Origin of the sequence: Caballeronia sp. dw_276, from assembly GCF_018449635.1 — a bacterium.
GTDB lineage: Bacteria > Pseudomonadota > Gammaproteobacteria > Burkholderiales > Burkholderiaceae > Caballeronia.
On sequence record NZ_JAAVUV010000008.1, the window covers coordinates 170,832 to 190,466 of the forward strand.

The 19,635-nt window shown below is 61.5% G+C and carries 18 protein-coding genes; 6 read left to right on the top strand and 12 right to left on the bottom strand.

Going from position 1 to position 19,635, the window contains the following annotated elements:
- Positions 1-76: 76 nt before the first annotated feature.
- From HB633_RS18595 to HB633_RS18635, 9 genes are all read right to left on the bottom strand, one after another.
- A complete protein-coding gene (locus HB633_RS18595) occupies positions 77-994 on the bottom strand; it encodes a nucleotidyl transferase AbiEii/AbiGii toxin family protein (protein ID WP_213779648.1) in 918 nt (305 codons plus the stop codon).
- The gene (locus tag HB633_RS18600) at positions 994-1,842 is read right to left on the bottom strand and encodes a type IV toxin-antitoxin system AbiEi family antitoxin domain-containing protein (RefSeq protein WP_213779649.1); all 849 of its coding nucleotides are present in this window, start codon (positions 1,840-1,842) and stop codon (positions 994-996) included. Before HB633_RS18600 ends, HB633_RS18595 begins: the two co-directional genes overlap by 1 nt.
- Positions 1,843-1,998: 156 nt before the next feature.
- Positions 1,999-3,516: an efflux transporter outer membrane subunit gene (locus tag HB633_RS18605; RefSeq protein WP_255581011.1), complete on the bottom strand. Its 1,518-nt coding sequence runs from the start codon at positions 3,514-3,516 to the stop codon at positions 1,999-2,001.
- A gap of 2 nt (positions 3,517-3,518) precedes the next feature.
- On the bottom strand, positions 3,519-4,508 hold the full coding sequence (locus HB633_RS18610) for an efflux RND transporter periplasmic adaptor subunit (protein ID WP_213779651.1): 990 nt from the start codon (positions 4,506-4,508) through the stop codon (positions 3,519-3,521).
- Entirely contained in the window at positions 4,505-4,714 is a 210-nt protein-coding gene (locus tag HB633_RS18615; protein ID WP_213779791.1) for a DUF1656 domain-containing protein, read from the bottom strand. Before HB633_RS18615 ends, HB633_RS18610 begins: the two co-directional genes overlap by 4 nt.
- A gap of 37 nt (positions 4,715-4,751) precedes the next feature.
- Positions 4,752-6,863 (bottom strand): FUSC family protein, encoded by a 2,112-nt coding sequence (locus tag HB633_RS18620; protein WP_213779652.1) that lies wholly within the window; start codon positions 6,861-6,863, stop codon positions 4,752-4,754.
- 6 nt (positions 6,864-6,869) lie between these two features.
- Positions 6,870-7,376: a MarR family winged helix-turn-helix transcriptional regulator gene (locus HB633_RS18625; protein ID WP_213779653.1), complete on the bottom strand. Its 507-nt coding sequence runs from the start codon at positions 7,374-7,376 to the stop codon at positions 6,870-6,872.
- A gap of 71 nt (positions 7,377-7,447) precedes the next feature.
- Positions 7,448-9,148: a cobalamin biosynthesis protein CobT gene (locus HB633_RS18630; protein ID WP_213779654.1), complete on the bottom strand. Its 1,701-nt coding sequence runs from the start codon at positions 9,146-9,148 to the stop codon at positions 7,448-7,450.
- Positions 9,145-10,353 carry an AAA family ATPase gene (locus HB633_RS18635; protein ID WP_213779655.1) on the bottom strand — a complete coding sequence of 403 codons (1,209 nt, stop codon included), beginning with the start codon at positions 10,351-10,353 and terminating at the stop codon, positions 9,145-9,147. Before HB633_RS18635 ends, HB633_RS18630 begins: the two co-directional genes overlap by 4 nt.
- Before the next feature lie 490 nt (positions 10,354-10,843).
- Between HB633_RS18635 and ltaE the strand changes: the two genes are divergently transcribed.
- Positions 10,844-11,875, top strand: coding sequence for a low-specificity L-threonine aldolase (ltaE, locus tag HB633_RS18640; protein WP_213779656.1), 1,032 nt, complete (start codon positions 10,844-10,846; stop codon positions 11,873-11,875).
- Positions 11,876-11,889: 14 nt separating this feature from the next.
- Here the strand turns inward: ltaE and HB633_RS18645 are convergent, their stop codons facing one another.
- A complete protein-coding gene (locus HB633_RS18645; protein WP_213779657.1) occupies positions 11,890-12,780 on the bottom strand; it encodes a LysR family transcriptional regulator in 891 nt (296 codons plus the stop codon).
- Between the two features lie 105 nt (positions 12,781-12,885).
- On the opposite strand from HB633_RS18645, the gene HB633_RS18650 reads away from it, so the two are divergent.
- The 5 genes from HB633_RS18650 to HB633_RS18670 all read left to right on the top strand — a co-directional run bounded on the left by HB633_RS18650 (position 12,886) and on the right by HB633_RS18670 (position 18,189).
- Positions 12,886-13,890, top strand: a complete 1,005-nt coding sequence (locus HB633_RS18650) for an aldo/keto reductase (protein WP_213779658.1) — start codon at positions 12,886-12,888, stop codon at positions 13,888-13,890.
- Between the two features lie 124 nt (positions 13,891-14,014).
- The gene (locus HB633_RS18655) at positions 14,015-14,899 is read left to right on the top strand and encodes an oxidoreductase (protein WP_213779659.1); all 885 of its coding nucleotides are present in this window, start codon (positions 14,015-14,017) and stop codon (positions 14,897-14,899) included.
- Positions 14,900-14,909: 10 nt separating this feature from the next.
- Positions 14,910-15,920, top strand: a complete 1,011-nt coding sequence (locus tag HB633_RS18660) for an AraC family transcriptional regulator (RefSeq protein WP_213779660.1) — start codon at positions 14,910-14,912, stop codon at positions 15,918-15,920.
- A gap of 487 nt (positions 15,921-16,407) precedes the next feature.
- Entirely contained in the window at positions 16,408-17,658 is a 1,251-nt protein-coding gene (gene frc, locus HB633_RS18665; RefSeq protein ID WP_213779661.1) for a formyl-CoA transferase, read from the top strand.
- A gap of 72 nt (positions 17,659-17,730) precedes the next feature.
- A complete protein-coding gene (locus HB633_RS18670; protein ID WP_213779662.1) occupies positions 17,731-18,189 on the top strand; it encodes a PAS domain S-box protein in 459 nt (152 codons plus the stop codon).
- 50 nt (positions 18,190-18,239) lie between these two features.
- Here the strand turns inward: HB633_RS18670 and HB633_RS18675 are convergent, their stop codons facing one another.
- A complete protein-coding gene (locus HB633_RS18675) occupies positions 18,240-18,590 on the bottom strand; it encodes a hypothetical protein (protein ID WP_213779663.1) in 351 nt (116 codons plus the stop codon).
- A 108-nt stretch (positions 18,591-18,698) separates the two neighbouring features.
- A complete protein-coding gene (locus HB633_RS18680; protein ID WP_056366060.1) occupies positions 18,699-19,619 on the bottom strand; it encodes a LysR family transcriptional regulator in 921 nt (306 codons plus the stop codon).
- Between the last annotated feature and the right edge of the window lie 16 nt (positions 19,620-19,635).

Consider the following 19,635-nt stretch of genomic DNA (forward strand, 5'->3'; position numbering starts at 1 on the left):
GTACGGGAGTGCTCAGGTTACACGCAAGGGTGCTGGTCAGTCGGTCTGGCGTCTTGGTTGAAAAGATACATTTCAGTCACGACGATGACAGGACTTCCTCGAGCTGGGCAACGAGAGCTGTCCGTTTGTCCGTGCCTATGCTGTCCAAATTATGCTGGCGCCATCGAACAGCAGGCAACTCTGCTGATGACTGGAGATCCAGGGCGTCCCATATTGGATCGCCACGCTCGAAGGCCAAAAGGAATTCCCGATGGAGTTTTGGCATCGATCCAACCATCTCACGAACCAATGTTTCCCGGGCCGCCAGGAGTTCGTCCAGCTGAACCGGTTTTCGAGTCATGCCGACAAAACCTCGCTCGAACTCTGCCGCGATGTCTTTGCGCCGAACGGTGAGGATCTCGGCCATCGGTCGATCGTGGCTGACAAGATAGATCAAGAAAGCTCGCCGTAGCGCCTCGTCGATACCCTCGTTGGCCAGCAGATCGCGAACGTCAAAGAGGTCGCGAGGGTGTTGCCGATCCAGCGCGGCAACAATCTTTCCGGCATAAAGGTCGGCAAAGGACAGGACGCGCATTTCGGCGAAACCGAATTGCTCTTCCACGCCTGGCGACACGGAACGCATCTCCGGCTCGAACACGCACCCCCGTAGCACGGGCGTCACTTCAATCTTGATCTGTGTGCCGTTTCCGCGGACCGCAAGTTTGGTGACCACGTCCTCGCGGGAAAGTGCCGTTATTACGCGTGTTCCGGGGATGGCCCTGCCAATGCGATCGGCAATCCTCGACATCGCTGCATCGATGGCTGCGAGCGAGGCCGGTCGATTCTGGACTGGCAGATAGGTTAGATCGATGTCGACCGAGAGACGCGGAAGATCGCGCACAAAGAGATTGATGGCCGTGCCGCCTTTTATTGCGAAACAGTCTTCGGCAGCAACGGAAGGCAAAGTCCGAATCAGCAGTTCGACCTGGCGTCGATAAGCATCCGCAAAAGCCATTAACGTACCTCGTTCAAATCCTTGGGAACGGTGATCCGGTAGGTGAGATCCAGCCGCCCGCCTTTTACCAGCATGCGCTTGCCCGAGCCAAGCCCGATCTTCGAACGATCGAGGTGCTTGAGCCAGGCATGGTCATGTCGGTCTGCAAAGAAGAAAAACAGACGCTTTACCTTCACGCTTTGACAACGACCGAGCAGCACTTGTAATCGTCTCGGCGCAAGGTTGCTCAATCCTTCCATCAGCATATCGGCCTGATGGAAGCTTTCGCGATCTGGCAATTGGTCGAGAAGTTCGAGAATGGCGCGTTCGGGCGTAGAGACTACGAGCGGCCAGTCCCATTGCCCCCATGGAAGCGAGCGCAGCCCTGCATCCTGGAGTGACGCAGCGTCTTTTGCCGGCGGCACGTCGTCCGGGACGAGGGAAGGAAAGTTGACGTGGTCTAAATCGTTCCCAAAAAGCGGCGCGCTGTTGTGGAAGACAAACCGCTCCTTGATAGGAAGTGTGGAGAGCCACCCCGGCGGCTTCGCCGGTCCATGAATGTGGATCTCGGAAGAGGCTTGCGACAGGTAGTGCGCATAGCCTTGCAACTCCAGCGCAGTCCGGCCGCCGACAACGAGGCGACGTCCCAAGAGCGTCTGCAGCGAAATAACGACCTGTTGCCAGCTCAAGTGTCCACGTGGGCGTCGATAAACGCTTCTGGCCGGCTGCTCCAGCCAACCCGAGGTGACGTATTTGGCGCGTAGGGAAGTAGAGTAATCCTGAGCGGACAGCCACGCGGCATCGACGAGCAGCCCCTCTGGCAGGAGGTGCTCCATCCGGTTCAGCTTTCCTAAAATTTGCTCACTCATAGTCGACGATATGACTAATCTTCAAACCGATTTAAGGTTTGAAATTATAGTCGTTTGCGTAGCGAAAGTGAGTAAATCGAGCGATTGGTGATCCGAGTTACCTACCGGCGGATGCCCGGCGTTGATACGGTTCAATCGAAAGGTGCGGGGATTTCGTTAATAAGACGCCTTGGAGTCGATCGAGGAACCTGAAGCTGACGCCGCGCCGGATTTCCCGGAGCTAGTTGTCGTTGCTGCAGCATTGGAATCAGGCGCTGTGGCCATCTCCCACCCCCCGCCAAGCGCAAGAAACAGGTTCACCTGATCGATGGCAACCTGCCCCTCAGCCGCCGATAACTGCGCGTTCGTCGATGTCAGTACGCGCGTCGCGTCCAGATCGGCAATAAACGATTCGCGCCCGGCGAGGAAAAACCGGTGCGTCTGGTCGGCGGATTCGGCCGCCGATTTTTGCGCGGCGCGCAACGCTTCCGCGCGCGCGTAGTCGGCGGAATAGGTCGCGAGACTCGACTGTGTTTCCCGCAGCGCCTTGAGCACGACGCCATCGAACTGGGCGAGGGCGGCGTCGGCGCCATATTGCGCTTCGTGGATTCGGCCGCGCGCGCCGTTCACCGGGAAGGTCCAACTGATGAGCGGACCAAAACCCCATCGCGCGGTGGGTTGCGTGCCGAGATCCTCGAGCACCCCCGTCAAACCTGCCGACGCGCCGATGCTAACCGTCGGATACAACGCGCCCGTCGCCACACCAATGCGCGCCGTCGATGCCGCAAGCTTGCGCTCGGCCTGACGCACGTCGGGACGGCGTCGCAAGAGGGCGGCGCCATCGCCGACGGGCAAGGGCTGGGCGATCGTCGGCGTCTTGTTGCACGCGTAAACCGGCTTGGGCAGGTCTTCCGGCGAACGTGCGAGCAGCGCTGCCAGTTGATACTGCGCGATCTTGCGGCGTGCGGTGTAGACGGGAATATTCGCGCTGAGTGTGGCGACCTGCGTCTGGCCGGCGGTGACATCGGGCGCGTTGCCGCGTCCGGCCTGCTGCAACCGGCGCGATACCGACACCCGTTGGCGCTGCAATGCGAGCGACCGTTGCGCGATCACGAGTTCTTCCGCCGCCGAGCAATTCTGCACATAGGCGCGCACGACATCGGCCACGACGGAAATCCGCGCGAGATCGGCGGCGGCCTGGGTGGCATCGCTGTCCGCTTGCGCCGCTTCCACGCCGCGGCGCAGCGTGCCGAAAAGATCGAGTTCGTACGAGATGTTGATGCCGACATCGCCTTCGTTCGCGACCGGGATTTTCTCGAAGAGGAGGTATTGCTCGGCTGACTCCTGCGCGCGCTTGAACGCGGCCGATGTCCCGCCCGAAAAGCCGCCTTGCGATTGCGCCACGCCCAGCGCGGCGCGCGAGCGGCCGAGGTTTGCCGCCGCCACGCGCAAATCGGTATTCGATGCCATCGCTTGCTGCACGAGGTCATCGAGGACGGGGTCATCGTAGAGACGCCACCAATGGGTCGGCACGGCGCCGGCGTTCACCGTCGACTGGCCTTCTGCCCCGTCGAGTGGCGCATTGGCGTAAGGCGCGTTGACAGCGGCGTTTTTCGGCAGGGAGTAATCAGGGCCGACGGTAAAGCACGCGGCGAGCGCGAGCACGAACGGCGTCAGGGCGAGGGCGCGCGGCATCTTCATTTGCTTGCCACCGGCACAGAAGCGGCGGCGCCGGTGGTCACTGGAACCACGCCGCTAGCCGTGACTGGCGCGGACGCGGCCGAAGCTCCGCTGGCGGGCGCAGGCGTGCCGCTGGTCGGCGTCAGATCGCGCACCGACACCGTCGCCGTGCGTCCCGCGATCATCCGAAAATCCGCCGGCACTTCGTCCAGCGCAATGCGCACCGGAATCCGTTGCGCAAGCCGCACCCAACTGAACGCCGGATTCACGTTCGGCAGCAGGTTCGATCCCTGCACGCGGTCACGGTCCTCGATCCCCGCCACGATGCTCTGCACATGCCCGCGCAGGATCGCGGGTTCGCCCATCACCTTGATATCGACTGCCTGGCCTATGTCGATACCCCGCAGCTTCGTTTCTTCGAAGTATCCATCGACGCGGAACGAATGCAGATCCACCACGGACAACACCGAACGTCCCGCCGTCACGAATTCGCCCGTGCGCGGCGCGCGGTCGTTGAGATAACCGTCGACGGGACTCACGATCGTCGTGCGCTGCAAATTGAGGCGCGCGGTATCGATGGCGACTTCCGCATCGGCGAGCGCCGCTTCGGCCTGCTGCACGCGTGAACGGCTTTCTTCCGTGATCTCGCGCGCGACGAGGTCGCCAAGCGTGCGGTTGCGGGCGTCTTCGCGGCGTGCCTGATCGAGCGTCGCGCGGCGCTGCAACGCGGTCGCCTGCGCCTGGCGCAAGGTGAGCGCGTATCGCGCATGATCGATGACAAACAGTACCTGGCCGGCCTTTACCGGCTGGTTATCGACCACCTTTACATCGACGATCAGGCCGCCCACATCAGGCGCCACTTGCACGACGTCGGCGCGAACATGGCCGTCGCGCGTCCACGGCGCAAACATGTAATAAGCCACGAGCCGCCACAGCACGAACGCGGCAATGACCACGACGACGAGCGTAAAGAGGATCTGTCCAACGGAGAACCAGGTTTTTTTCACGGTAATAGCCGATGCGAAACAATGACCACGATGCCAAGCACGATCACGTAGATCGCGAGGTCGAAAATGGAACGATGCCAGACGAAACGGTAGAGCCCCACGCGCGCGAACACGCGCGTGAGAACCAGGCAGAACAGGTACGAGACCAGCATCAGGATCAGCACGGCCGGCAGGAAAACGCCGTAGATATCGATTTCGCCGATCATCGCGGGATGCTTGTTAGAGAGGTGCACGAAAGGCGCGTCATGCCGCGGCCTCGGGTTCAGGCGGCAACGCGGACGCGACCGTTTCCGGAAACAATGAGAGACGCATGCCAACGAGCGCATGCAGCGCGTCGCGAACCTGACGGCCGGGCGGTGGCGCGACCTGGCTTTGCGCGGCATCGGCTTCCGCCTGCACCGGACCGCCGCGACGCGTCATGCGGGTCAGCGCGGTATCGATGTCGGTTTCCAGGCTTTGCGGCACCGGTTGCCGTGATCCGCGCTCGACGTTGTGCTGGAAATAAGCGCGCACGCCTTCGAGCACTCTATCCACGGACGCCAGTTCCGCCTCGCCGAGCCGGCGCCGCAAGCGCCGCAAATCGAGCGCGTTGAATGCAATACGCAGGTCGCGAAAACTTTCGATGGACGGGTGGCGGCGGTCATCGGTGGCGGCTAGACGCGGGACGATCTGCATCATCCGGTCGACCATGCGCGAGGTCAGGTTCTTCTGGTCATCGACGGGACGGGTCGATGCGCTCAGCACCACGTCGCGCCAGCTCGACCGGATCAGCCGCGAGGCGGCCAGTTCCGCGCCGAACGGCCGCGTCACGCGCGTCCAGACGAACGCGAACAACAGGCCCGCCGGACCTGCGAGGTTGCTGTTCATGAAGGTCAGGAAATTGGCATCGTAGGTGCCCTGGATGCTGATGAACGTCGCCGTGTTCACGGCCGTCAGCATGGTTGCCAGGTTGAATTGCGGACGCGGGATCAGCGTGCCGATCAAGATAAACGGGACCGCGAACATGATCACGAGCATCGGGAAGTCGTGCACGGTCGGCAAGATCACAAAGAGATATAACCCGGCCAGCACGACGGCAAGACACGTGTAGATAAAGAACGAGAACACTTGCGGCGCGGGTTCGTCGAGCGCCGCGAAAAAGCAGCAGGCCACCGCCGCCAGCGTCACCGCGCCCGCGCCGTCGTTCCAGCCGGACGCAATCCAGATGCTCATGGAAACGAAGATGGCGAGCATGGCGGAGCCAGCGGAGAACAGCAGCATGCCGCGATCGAAGTATTGCTGTGTACCGCCGAGCCGCCAGTGGCGATAACGCGGACGCCACGAACCTTTTTCGTTCGTGATGATGACGCGCAGCGAACGGCAATCCTGCCAGACATCGACGAGCTGTTTCAGGCGCCACAGTGTGTTCGACAGCAGCGCGCCATCCCATGTGCGCAAGCGGTCCGCATCGGGTTGCAGGCTCGCGATGCGGGCTCGCAAGGCGTCGGCGTTCGCATCGGTATCGGCGGAGCCGGATCTGGCATTGATGGGTTCATCGAACCACTTGACGATATCGTCGAGAAGCGGCTTGAGACCCTCCGGCGGCGGTTTCTGGCCGCTGAACAAGGCCGCGAGCGGATCGCCGATCGCCGACATGATCGGCAGCAACAGTTGCATCCGGCCGCGCAACGCCTGCGCGCGAGCCACTATGTCCGGCCTCGTGTGATCGTAGGCAAGCTGGCTCAGCAGGAATTCGAGCTGGTTCACCGTCGATGCCAGCCGTTGCCGGCAAGCCGAAATGGCCTGGCCCGAGAGGCGGCCGGAAAGCGTTTCCTTTGCATAGAACGCGGCGTCCCGAAACCAGGCATCCGTGCGTTCGATGAGCGTAGGCGCGAGGCGGCTCGGGAACAGCGCGCCGCCGACCACGCTCGCGCAGACAATGCCGAGCACGATTTCCTCGGTCCGCGAAACAGCGAGATCGAAGATGCCGGCCGGATTCATCACGGAGGGCAGGGCGATCAGCGGCATGGTGTAGCCGGCGAGCATGAAAACATAGCTGCGCGCGGTGCGGTCGTTGATGGCGAGAAACAGCAGCGTGCCCGTCCAGATTGCAACGACGGCACTGAAGATATACGGCGATTCAACGAACGGCGGCACGAACAGCACAGCGGCCGACGCCCCGATCATGGTGCCAAGCGCGCGGTATAAAGCCTTGGAACGCGTCGCGCCGACGAAGGGATTCGAGACAATATAGACGGTCGCCATGGCCCAGTAAGGGCGCGGCAATTCCAGCTTGAGGCCGATATACAGCGCCAGCATGGAAGCAATGAAGGTCTTGACCGAAAACAGCCATTCGCGCGAAGTGGGGTACGTCATGGTGCGCTAGACGCCTTCTTCCGTATCGGTGCTGTCTGGATTGGGTTTCGACGATGCCTGTGGTGTTTGCGATGCGGGACCTGCCGCACCCAGTTTAAACGCAGCGAATACGCGCAGGGTGGCTTCGAGATCTTCTTGGGTGACGTTTTGCAACACATCGTGGCGCAGTCCAATCAATTCTTTCTCGATCTTCGCCGTGACGGTGCGGCCTTCGTCGGTGAGGGAGATGATTTTGGCGCGCCTGTCGTCGGGATCTTCTTCCCGGCGCACGAGATTTGCCGCGCACAGTTGATCGAGCAGACGCACGAGCGAAGGCCCTTCGATACCCGTCATTTCCGCCAGCGCCACCTGCCGCACGGGCGCGTCGAGCCGCCCCGCAATGAGCAGCGGCGTGGCGCAAGCTTCGGAGACGTTGTAGGCCGCGATCACGCTGTGGCTGGTTCGCCGCCATTGACGGGAGGCGATCACAAGCGCGCTACTTACGGATTGTCGGAGAACATCGATTGTCGGCATGGCGCGCATTGTATTTCGCCGACAATTCGTTAGCAAGCTATTGAATTGATTTTTGGGGTCGGAGTTGCGTTTTAGCCGCGCTTTTCAAGAAGAAGGTTGCTCAGGACCGCGAATGCCATAGTGGGAAGTTCATCGAGTTTTCGCACAACGATGTTATGCGCATAAAACTTTTCTACGGCGTCATCGAGTAGACCGATGCCGACCAGCTCGATTCCCGATGCCGTGATTTCTTCGATCCGCGCGCGGAGGTCGGTCCGCAGGATCACCGGATGGCCGTCGCCGGTGGCGGGGTAGCCATCGGAAAGAATCATCAGAATGCGACGTCCTGCGCGTTGCGCCAGGAGGCGCTCGGCTGCCCAGATAAGCGCTTCGCCGTCCGGATTCTCGTGACCGCAGTCGATGGCGCTCAGGCCTGCGGGATTGTTCGATCCGAAGCGTTTATAGATCCGCAGGTCGAGGCGTTCCAGTTTTCGGTTGAATCGGCTCAAGTCGTCGCCATCGGCAAGCATCTGCTCGTAAAGCGCTCGCATTTCCGGCGAGTCCACCGAGCTGTATCCGAGCACTTCGCATTTGAACGACAACTGGATCAGCGCGTCGCATAGAGCGGCCGCGCACAGGCGCGCCAGGTCCATTTTCTTGCCCGCCATCGAGCCGCTGAGGTCGATGAGCACGCTCACCGCAGCATAGCGGCCTTCGGTGACGCGTTTGACGCGAAACGGCGTCCGATATCCCGGCGACGCCACGAGTTTCGCCAGCGCCGGCCGATCGATCTCACCGCGTTCCTGCTCGCGTCTCCAGTGCGTTTGTTCATCGGCTTTCAGCGCGCGTTCCAGGCGCGCGGTGAGCGGCGCCGTCTCCGCCCGGGCGAGCGCGCGAAGGTTTCTCCACGCGGCTGGATCGCCTCGGCCGGTGAGGTCGGTGATGACATCAAAGGCCGTTGTCAGTGGGATCGAGAGGCGGGGGCGACCGTCGATCAGGTCGAGCGACATTGCCGCTGCGGGCGACTGTGCTTCGGACGCCTGCGCGGTGGCGTCGGAGGGTGACTGGGCGGTCGTGATGGCGTCGCCGGAAGCTGCGTCCGAGGGTTCGTTTTGCGATGCGGCGTCCGGATCGCTTGCGGCTTGTTCGGCGTCAAGCGTGTCGTCGGCGTCGGCAGTGAACATCATCGTATTGACGCCGCCCGCGCCGAGCGACCTGATCCGCGCAACGAGCGCGTGCGCTTTTTCGATGCTTTCCAGCGTGGATCGGCTGGCGCGCGCGCTGTCCAGCGCGTCGCTCACCGCAGAAAGCGTGGCGACAAGCGCCGGTGTGCGCTCCGTGACCGCGGGCTGTTCATCCCAAAGCGCGCCTTCTATAAGCCAGATCAGCTTGTCGCGCCACGGCAGCCCAGGCCATCGTTCGTGGATGGCACGCGCTTTCTGCGCACGAAGCTTTTCGATGTACCCGCGCGCACCCGGATAAGCGGTAAACAAGTGCTCGCATACACGCCGGTCCTCGATAACGTCGGCAAGTTGCCGCGCCGGACCTGACGGCAGGGCGTTGATTTGATCGATGGCGGAAAATTTCCAGCGTGCTGCGAGTAGATCGAGCTGGCCGGTGAGGGCGTCCGCGTCTGGTGCGTCAGTCGCGTCCGGCGCGGGTTCGGAAAGCACGATGCGTTCGCGCTCGACCCGCGGGCCGCTTGTATCGAAGGACACTGTCACGCCGTAGTGGCCCGTCAGGACGCGCGCCAGCCGGCCTAACGTTTCAGGCGTGAGTTCGGGACGGTTCATTCATCGAACGCAATGTGATGCCGGATGATGCTGCGAATCAGCGCCGCGTCCTCCGCGCTCACTTTCGAGTAGATGGCAGGGCCGGCGGCGCGGTCCGGATCGCCCGAACGCAGCATCAGGTCGGCCCAGTCGAGCAGCCGCCGCGTCGAAAATGCACTCGCCAGGTCTTCGCGAGCGAACGCGGCGCGGCAGTCGGCGGCGATCGCGGCGAGCGTGTTCGCCATTGGCTGCGTAATGCGCTCGCCAAGCGTGCGCATCAACACCTCGGCTTCTTCCTCCGGCGACAAATAGTCCATCAAATACACGCGCCAACGGTCGAGAAAAGCTTCGTTCATCAGGTTTGCGCCCTGATACAAATGCCGGTAGACGCTCATTGCGCCGACGGCGTTTGCGGTCGCAAACAGCCGGAAGGACGGATGCGGCGCAACCAGCTCGTTGCCCTTTTCCTTGAGCAGCAGGCGTCCGTGCGGTTCGAGCACGGCGGTCAATACGGCGAGAATCGATGGCTCGGCGAAGTCGATTTCATCGACCACGAGCCAGAAACCCTCGCGCATGGCTGTCGGCAGTACGCCGTCCACCCAAAGCGTTTCACCGCCCTTGACGGTCCAGAACCCAACGAAATCACCGATGGTCGTCTGCCCGTTCATATTCGCCCGCAGCACGCCGTGTTGCGAGCGCGCGGCAACCTGTTCGATCAGGCTGGTTTTCCCGGCACCGGTATGACCGATCAGCATCACGCGCCGGTTTTCGACGATGTCCTGGAGGATGTCGGAGAAGCGCTCGGGGAAGATATAGGCGGGATTGAGGCGCGGCACGAGCGGACCGGCGTGACCGATCGAAAGTTCGACTGTGCCGATCAATGCACCGGTTCTTTGAGGTTGAGACGGCCCGGGGAGCGGCCTTCCGCCTGACGCTGCGCGCCTGAGATCCTTGATAAAGCCCGCTCGTCCTTCGGCGGCAACCGGCGCTTCAGCCTCGCCGGGGCGGAGAAAACCCTCGCGATGCCATTTCTGAAGCTTTGATTTCAGGTTTTCGAGATCGACCACGGTGTCGATGTTCGCCGGCGCTTCGCCACGACCATGCTCGATCCGATACATCTGCGGCCTGTCGGAGAGCGTGATGCGCCACCATTCGGCGTCGTGTCCGGTCGAGCGCGCATACAGGCCGGTGTGGGGATCGTCTTGCAGTTTGTCGGGCGCGTTCATTGGGCGGGAAACAAGGGCGTGGCGATATCCGGGACTTTACACGTTCGGTGGGTTAAAACTACGAAGGTGTTGAGAGAAATTACTTCAAGTAAAGATCTTATCTCGTTGAATATATGCGGATTCTTATAAGTTAAGCTAGACTCTTAGGAAGTCTGCATAAACGCTTGAATCATCGAGACAATCGAGCTTTTTTACTTGCGCTTAGATCAAGTGATGGATGAGGTCCGATGCAAACCTGATGTGATATCGCAAACAACTTCAATAGGTCTTTGATATGGTGCGAGATTCGTGGTCGGAGGCAATGTTGTTTCGAGATATATGCTCTATATAGTTGAATTTAAATGACTTTGGGAAATTTCAGGATAAGTTCGTGACATCGCCCAACAGAAACCGGATGAACTTCCGTACCCAAGCGCCTGATCTTTATGGCGCGCGCCACGTGAACGTATCCGCAGTGGCAAAATAGCCGCTCCACGAACCAGGAGCCGCAATGAGCACCCCGATCCAGCACGATTTTCGCAGTGATACCGTCACACGACCCGGGCCGGCCATGCGCGCCGCGATGGCATCGGCGGAAGTTGGCGACGACGTTTTCCGCGATGACCCGACCGTCACACGCCTCGAAGAAACGCTCGCCGAGCGCTTTGGCAAGGACGCGGGGGTCTTCCTGACATCGGGTACGCAGTCCAATCTGGTCGCGTTGATGGCGCATTGCGGACGTGGCGACGAGTTCATCGTTGGCCAGCAGGCCCATGCATACAAATGGGAAGGCGGCGGCGCGGCTGTTCTCGGCAGCATCCAGCCGCAGCCGTTGAACAATCAGGCCGACGGATCGCTGGCGTTGCAGGACATCGAAGAAGCGATCAAGCCCGACGATTCGCATTTCGCACGCACGCGGCTTCTGGCGCTGGAGAACACGATCGGCGGCAAGGTTTTGTCGCACGAGTACATGGAAGCGGCGACGGCGCTTGCACGCCGCCACGGACTCGCGACGCATCTCGACGGCGCCCGCGTTTTCAACGCGGCCACGGCGCTTGGAATGCCGGTCGCGACGCTCGCGCGGCCGTTCGATACGGTGTCCGTGTGTTTATCGAAGGGGCTGGGCGCGCCAGTCGGCTCGGTGCTGGTCGGCAGCGCGCCGTTGATTGCAAAGGCGCGGCGCACGCGCAAGATGCTGGGCGGCGGTTTGCGGCAGGTCGGGATTCTTGCGGCGGCGGGGCTTTACGCGCTCGAGCACCACGTGGCGCGTCTCGCCGATGACCATGCGAACGCGAAGGCATTGGCCGAAGGCTTGGCATCGTTCAGTCAGTTGAAGGTCACGATGCCGGACACGAACATCGTGTTTGTCGAGGTGGACGGTGCGATTGCCGAGGATTTCTCGGCGCATCTGGCGGCGCGCGGCATCGGCATTACTTCGGCTTACGGCGCGATCAAACAGCGCTGGGTCACGCATCTGGACGTGGATCGGGCGGCAGTCGAGGACGCGCTCGACGCAGCCAAATCGTTTTTTGCCGGCAGGTAACACGCACCGGACGCTCAATCTTCCTTGATGAAATCGATGAACGCCCGCAACGGCGCGGGCATGTGCGTGCGGCTCTGGTAGTACAAAAACGGCCCTGAAAAGTGCTCCCACCAGTCGTGGAGCACGGGCACGAGCGCGCCGCTATCGATTTGCGGACGCAAGAATTCATCGAAGGTATAGATCATTCCGAGGCCGGCGGTCGCCGCAGCCACTTCCAGCTCGAGCATGGACGCCACCAGCGGCCCCTGCGGCGTGAACCGCACGTGCTCGTCGCCACGCACGAAACTCCACGGAGCCAGCACGCCGCTCGCAAACCTGTGCCCAATACATGCATGTCCCAGCAGATCTCGCGGATGCTCGGGCCAACCATGGGCATGGAAATAAGCCGGTGATCCCGCCGCCACGAAATGCTGCGTGCGCGGGCCGATCGGCACGGCGATCATGTCGCGTTCGAGACGTTCGTCGTAGCGAATGCCGGCATCGAAACCCGCCGCGAGCACGTCAATAAAAGTATCGTTCGATACCACTTCCAGCGTGATGCCCGGATGCGCCGCGAGGAACCGCGTGACGATGGGCGGCAGCACGTGCATGGCGACGATCGTCGGCACGTTAAGGCGCAGCGTCCCGGTTGGACTGTCGCGAAAGCTGTTGACCGCGTCGAGCGCGCCGGCAACCTCGCCGAGCGCCGGCCCGAGCCTTTCCATCAGCCGCTGCCCGGCTTCCGTGACCGTCACGCTGCGCGTGGTCCGGTTTAGCAAGCGCACGTCAAGACGCGCTTCGAGACGCCGGATCGCCTCGCTCAACGCAGACGCGGAAACGCCACGCAACCGCGCCGCAGCCCTGAAGCTACGGACCTCGGTGACCGCCATGAAGGCGCTGAGATCGGAAAGGTCGGGATCGTTCATTGTGCGTATTTTCGTACAGCCCGTTCTGTGAAGACCGGATTGTCGCACGGCCGAGCGGCTCGCATACTCCTCTCACCGTATCCACAAACGCACAGGGGAATCACCATGGAACAGCGCCAGCTTGGCAAGACCGGACCGGAAGTATCCGCATTGGGACTCGGCTGCATGGGCATGTCCGGCATGTACGGACCATCGGAGCGCGGCGAAAGCATTGCCACGATCCACGCAGCGCTCGACGCCGGCATCAATCTCATCGACACCGGCGACTTCTACGGTAGCGGCCACAACGAAGCGCTGATCGGCGAAGCGCTGAAGGGCACGAAACGGGAGGCAGCCGTCATCAGCGTGAAGTTCGGCGCGTTGCGCGATCCGAGCGGCGGCTGGGTTGGCTACGATGCGCGGCCCGCCGCCATCAAGAATTTTCTCGCGTATTCGCTGCAACGCCTCGGGGTGGATTACATCGATATCTACCGTCCCGCGCGGCTCGACCCGAACGTGCCGATAGAAGAGACTATCGGCGGAATCGCGGATCTGGTGAAGGCGGGATATGTACGGCACATCGGGCTGTCGGAAGTCGGCTCGGAGACTATCCGGCGCGCGGCGGCGGTGCATCCGATCGCCGATCTGCAGATCGAATATTCGCTGCTTTCGCGTGGTATCGAGGACAATATTCTCGATACATGCCGCGCGCTTGGCATAGGCGTGACGGCGTATGGCGTGTTGTCGCGCGGGCTGATCGGCGGACATTGGCAGGCGGCGCAAAGCCTGGCGGCCAATGATTTTCGCGCGCATAGCCCGCGTTTCCAGGGCGAAAACGCCGAGCGCAATTTGAAGCTCGTGGATGCCTTGCGGCAAATCGCCGACGCAAAAGGTGTTTCCGTGGCGCAAATCGCCATTGCGTGGGTCGCGTCGCAGGGCAAGGACATCGTGCCGCTGATCGGCGCGCGCCGGCGTGAGCGACTGACCGAAGCGCTGGGCGCGCTCTCGGTCGCGCTCGACGCCAATGATCTTGCCGCGATCGAGCAGGCCGTGCCGAAGGGCGCGGCGGCCGGCGACCGGTACGCCGCGGCGCAAATGGCGCATCTGGACAGCGAGAAACGCCCCGGATAAGCGGTCCTGAAGCCTGGCGCGATCCGATTGCACGTTGGCGCGATCGGATTAGTGGCGCACGGCGCGCGCTCCTAGAATCGGTGAACGGATTACCCGTCGTTCATCGATAAAAGGAAAACACGTCATGTCTTCAGTCTGGCTTATCACCGGCAGTTCCCGTGGCATCGGCCACGAATTGGCCAAAGCGGTTTTGGCCGCGGGTCATCGTCTGGTCGCGACCGCGCGTCGTCCCGAAGATCTCAACGCGCTCGTCGAGCAATACGGCGAAAGCGTGCGTGCGATTGCGCTCGACGTCACCAATCCCGCCTCTGCGCGCACTGCGGTGCAGGAAGCGGTCGGCGCGTTCGGCCGTCTCGATGTCGTCGTGAACAATGCGGGCTACGGCAACATTGCATCGATCGAAGAAGGCGACGACGCCGATTTCCGCGCGCAAATGGAAACCAACTTCTACGGCGTCGCCAACGTCACGCGCGCCGCGCTGCCGGTGCTTCGCGGGCAACGCAGCGGCCACATCATCCAGGTTTCATCGATAGGCGGGCGCGTCGGTTCGCCCGGACTTGCCGCATACCAGTCGGCGAAATGGGCGGTCGAGGGATTTTCCGAAGTGCTCGCCAAGGAAGTCGCGCCGCTCGGCATCAAGGTGACCATTGTCGAGCCTGGCGGTTTCCGCACGGACTGGGCGGGTTCATCGATGACCATTCACACACCCGGTCCCGATTACGCCCAGAGCATCGCGCCCTTGCTGGATTACCGCGCATCGCACAAGCCCGTCGGCGATCCGGCGAAAGCGGCGCAGGCGATTTTGAGCATTGCCGAGATAGACGAACCGCCGCTGCGCCTGCTTTTGGGCAGCGACGCCGTGCATATCGCCGGGCAATTGCACGAGGCGCGCGGCGCGGCGGACGCAAAGTGGCGTGAGCTGAGCATGTCCACCGATGCCGACGATGCCACCGACTGGCGTGGTCTTATCGATAAACTCGAGATCGTGAAGCAGAAAGAGACCGACTAAACCAAGGCCCATGAAAACCGACGGCGTTCCCATCAGTCCCGCGCTGATCGCCCGGCTCAGCACGCTGGGCGTGGACGCCGCGCGCACGTTCCGAGCGGCCGGGATTGCCTCGCCGTCACCGGCGAACGCGCATCAGCCGCGCCTGCGCGTCACGACGCAGAAGTACTTCGCGTTATGGGAGGCGATCGCACAGGTAAGTGGCGACCCGGCGATCGGCTTGCGCATCGGCGCGGAAACGGCGCATGGGCAGCTCGACATCATGTCGCTCGCGGCGCTCCATTCCGCGAATTTCCGCGATGCCCTCGCGAAACTCGGCCGCTATAAACGCCTGAGCTGTCCGGAAGAAGTCAACGTCGATATCAACGGTGCCGAGGCATCGGTCACGTTCCGCTGGCTTCTGGCCGATGGCGCCATCCCCGATCTCCTCGCCGATGCAATGTTCGCATCAGCTTTGGCATTGGCTCGCCGTGGCTCGGGCGTGGCGGTCAAGCCGCGCCGCGTGGAGCTGACGCGCAGGGCGTCGAACCGCGCGATGTTCAAGCGCCATTACGGCTGCGAGATCGTTTTCGACGCGCCCCAGGACGTGATCGTCTTCGATACCGCCACGCTCGCGCTGCCCTTCGTCACGCACAACGCGGATTTGCTGGATGCTGTCTTGCCTCAACTCGATGCGGGAATTGCCGAGTTGAGCCGCACGCAGACTTTCTCGGACCAAGTCGAGGAGGTGATCGCGCGGAGCATGCGGGGTCAACGGCCAAGCGTGGACGCCCTCGCGCGCGAGATGGGGATCAGTTCAAGGACGCTGCAGAGAAAACTCGCCGTCGATGGCATGACTTACCAGCAATTACTCGATCGGGTTCGCAACCGGATCGCGCGCCGGTTGCTTGCAAGCACCAACCTGGGCCCGGGCGAGATCGCGTGGTTTCTCGGCTTCGAAGAGGTCAATTCGTTCTCGCGGGCATTCAACCAGTGGGAAGGGGTGACGCCGCAGCGATGGCGCGGGCAGGCGAGTGTTGTTTGAGCCGCTAAGGTCGTGCGCGCAACGGTCACTCGCATAACGCGATTTCAGCAATAGCCAAAGCCCTGTCCGGATTGCCACCGTCTTCAATTCACGCCAACTCTGCGTCCAGATCTCGTTCCGTCATCGTTCGTCCGTGTGCATTGATCAGGTGCTACGACCACCTCGCATTGGTCCCACAGTCTCTGCAGGGACGGAAAAAACCCACCATTGCATTGCAGCATCCAAACCATCCAAACGCTTCTTAACGTTGGATCGGCACGCCTGCTGCATCGCATCACGTCGCGATCAATGAATAAATATCCTTGACTAATACTGTGTTCGGAATATTGTATATCACAAGAAACGACGGTCGCCTTTGAGCGATCGCACCAACAAACCCGCCTCGAAGAGGAGACAACACCTTCCTGCACGCAATTCGCGCCTCTCTCTTCCCCTTGCGCTTTACCCAACACATCAACTAATCCAGTCAGTCAGGAGACAAAAAGCCATGACCAGGCCTCTCGAAGGAATCAAGATCATCGACTTCACGCACGTTCAGGCTGGACCGGCTTGCACGCAGTTGCTCGCGTGGTTCGGCGCGGACGTGATCAAAGTCGAACGCCCGGGTTCCGGTGACGTGACGCGCACGCAATTGCGCGATATCCCGGATGTGGATGCGCTTTACTTCACGATGTTGAACAGCAACAAGAAGTCCCTGACCCTCGACACCAAGAAGCCGGAAGGCAAGGAAGTGCTCGAAAAGCTCATCAGGGAATCGGACGTGATGGTCGAGAACTTTGGCCCGGGCGCGCTCGACCGGATGGGTTTTCCGTGGGAGCACATCAAAGAACTGAATCCGAAGATGATCCTCGCGTCGGTCAAGGGCTTCAGCGACGGCCATCATTACGACGACCTCAAGGTCTACGAAAACGTCGCGCAATGCGCGGGTGGATCGGCATCGACCACGGGCTTCTGGGACGGTCCTCCGACCATCAGCGCAGCCGCGCTCGGCGACAGCAATACCGGCATGCATCTGGCCATCGGCATTCTGACGGCCCTGATTGGACGCGATAAAACCGGCAAGGGCCAGAAGGTGGCGGTATCGATGCAGGACAGCGTGCTCAATCTCTGCCGGGTCAAGCTGCGTGACCAGCAGCGTCTGGATCGCCTGGGGTATCTGGAAGAGTATCCGCAATATCCGCATGGCGAATTCAGCGACGTCGTGCCGCGCGGCGGCAATGCAGGCGGCGGCGGTCAGCCGGGCTGGGTGCTCAAGTGCAAGGGCTGGGAAACGGACCCGAACTCGTACATCTACTTCACCATCCAGGGCCACGCATGGGCGCCGATCTGCAAGGCGATCGGCAAGCCGGAATGGATCGATGATCCGAAGTACAACACGGCTTCGGCACGCCAGCCGCATATTTTCGACATCTTCGCGACCATCGAAACCTGGCTCGCCGATAAAACCAAGTTCGAAGCCGTCGACATCCTGCGCAAATTCGATATTCCGTGCGCCCCGGTCCTGACCATGAAGGAACTCGCCAACGATCCGTCGTTGCGCGCGAGCGGCACGATCACCGAGGTCCAGCACAAGGAGCGCGGTTCGTACCTGACCGTCGGCAGCCCGATCAAGTTCTCGGACATGAAGCCGGAAATCACGGCGTCGCCATTGCTTGGTGAACACACGGACGAGGTGCTTGCGAGTCTCGGGTACAGCACCGAGCAGATCGGCAAGCTGCACGACGCCCAGGCGGTTTGATCGTCTGACTGCGGCGCTGTGAGTGCCGGGCCGGCTCACAGCGCCGCATGATTCAACGAGGGTGCTTCAACCATGAATAGCGCTGTAAATACAAAAACATCCCCAATCGATTTCGAGCAACTGGTCAATGTCATTGGCGACGCGATCGTGATATCCGACGCAAGCGGCGCCATCACGCTCTGGAATCCCGCCGCGGAACGCATGTTCGGGTTCACGCCCGCGGAAGCGCTCGGCAATTCGCTCGACATCATCATTCCCGAGCGATTGCGAGGACGTCACTGGACCGGCTACGAAAAGACCATGGCCACCGGCGAAACGCGCTATGGACACGATGTGCTGCGCGTTCCTGCCGTGCACAAGGACGGACGGGCGCTATCGATCGCGTTCACGGTCGCGTTGTTGCATTCGGCGGGACCAGACCCGGTGGTGACCGGCATTGTCGCCGTCATCCGCGACGAAACCAGCCGCTTTACCGAAGAGCGAAACCTGAAGAAACGTTTGGCGGAACTGGAAGCGAAGTCCGGTACGTGAAGGAGCTAAAAGAAACGGCCCGCTGACATAAGCGGGCCGCTTCTGATGAATCAGGCCGCCGCACGCGCGACGTCATGCTCGGGACGCCACATCTTGGCGCCACGGGTGTCGTCGGCACGAGCGATGGTCGTCGCACGGCAGGCATCGTAGTAGGCGTTTTTCTTGTCGACGATGGCCTGGCAGAGGAATTCCGCACTGTAGGCCTTGAGCAGATGCGGGCAATGGACTTCGATGTATCGCGCAATCCGCGCCTGATCGTTGGGCGCGGCTGAAAGCGCCTTGAGCGTGTCGGCGTCCCAGCGAAACATCAGGTCGAGTTCTTCGAAAGCGCTGTTGTACGCGCAGAGTTGCGTTTGCAGTTCGCGCTCGTCGGCGGCGATGGTGGCTTGTGAACGGATCATGGTCGTCTCCTGGTTGGCCGTGTTGCTTGAATGCAGGATAGGAAAAATGACCCATAGACGATAGTCACAGTTTTTTACCGTGACTATTCAGAATGCCTAATAAATGGTTTACCCGATATGCGTAATCGCCGAAATTTGCGCCGCACCTTCATCGATGAGGAATTGCTTGAACGCCGCCGCTACCGCCGGAAGCCGCTTGTTGTGCCGATGCACGAGGTACCAGTTGAGCATGACCGGGAATCCTTCGATGTCGAGCACGGCGAGGCGTCCTACCTGCAGTTCCATGGCGATGGTGTGAGCGGACAGGAAGCTGATGCCCATGCCCGCGATCACTGCCTGTTTGATGGTCTCGGTGCTGGTGATCTCCATGGCGACGTTGAGCGACTTCAGCCTGCCCGCAAAGCCTTCCTCCATCGAATTCCAGGTGTCCGAACCCCGTTCTCTCACAATGAACGGTTCCTCGGAAAGCGATTCGAGCGGGATGTTCTTCACCCCGACCAGCCGATGATTCGGCGGTGCGACGATCACGTACGGGTGCGGCGCGAACGACACGTTGTCCGTGTCCATGTCCTTGGGCGGCCGAACCATGATGGCGAGGTCCGTGAGGTTGTCGGTGAGCTGGTGGAGCAGTTCCTCCCGGTTGTGGACCGCGAGGTTGAGCTTGACGTCGGGATTGCGCTTGGTGAATTCGGCGAGCAAGCGCGGGAAAAAATAGTCGCCCGCGCTGATCACGGCGACGTTGAGCGTGCCTCCGGAAATACCCTTAAGACGGGCCATGGCGTCGTCGGCTTCGCGGAATTGTTCGAGGATCGCGCGGCTGTGGTGCAGCATTTCCACCCCCGCGCTGGTCAGGTAGATCTTCTTGCCGAGTTGTTCGAACAGCGGCAAGCCGGCGTGCTCCTCGAGCTGCTTGACCTGCGTGGAAACCGCCGGCTGGGTGAGGTAGAGCTCTTCGGCGGCACGGGAAAAACTGAGCCGGCGAGCCACGGTTTCGAATATTTTCAGCTGCCTAAACGTTGCATTGCGCATCATGACGGTGTCTCCA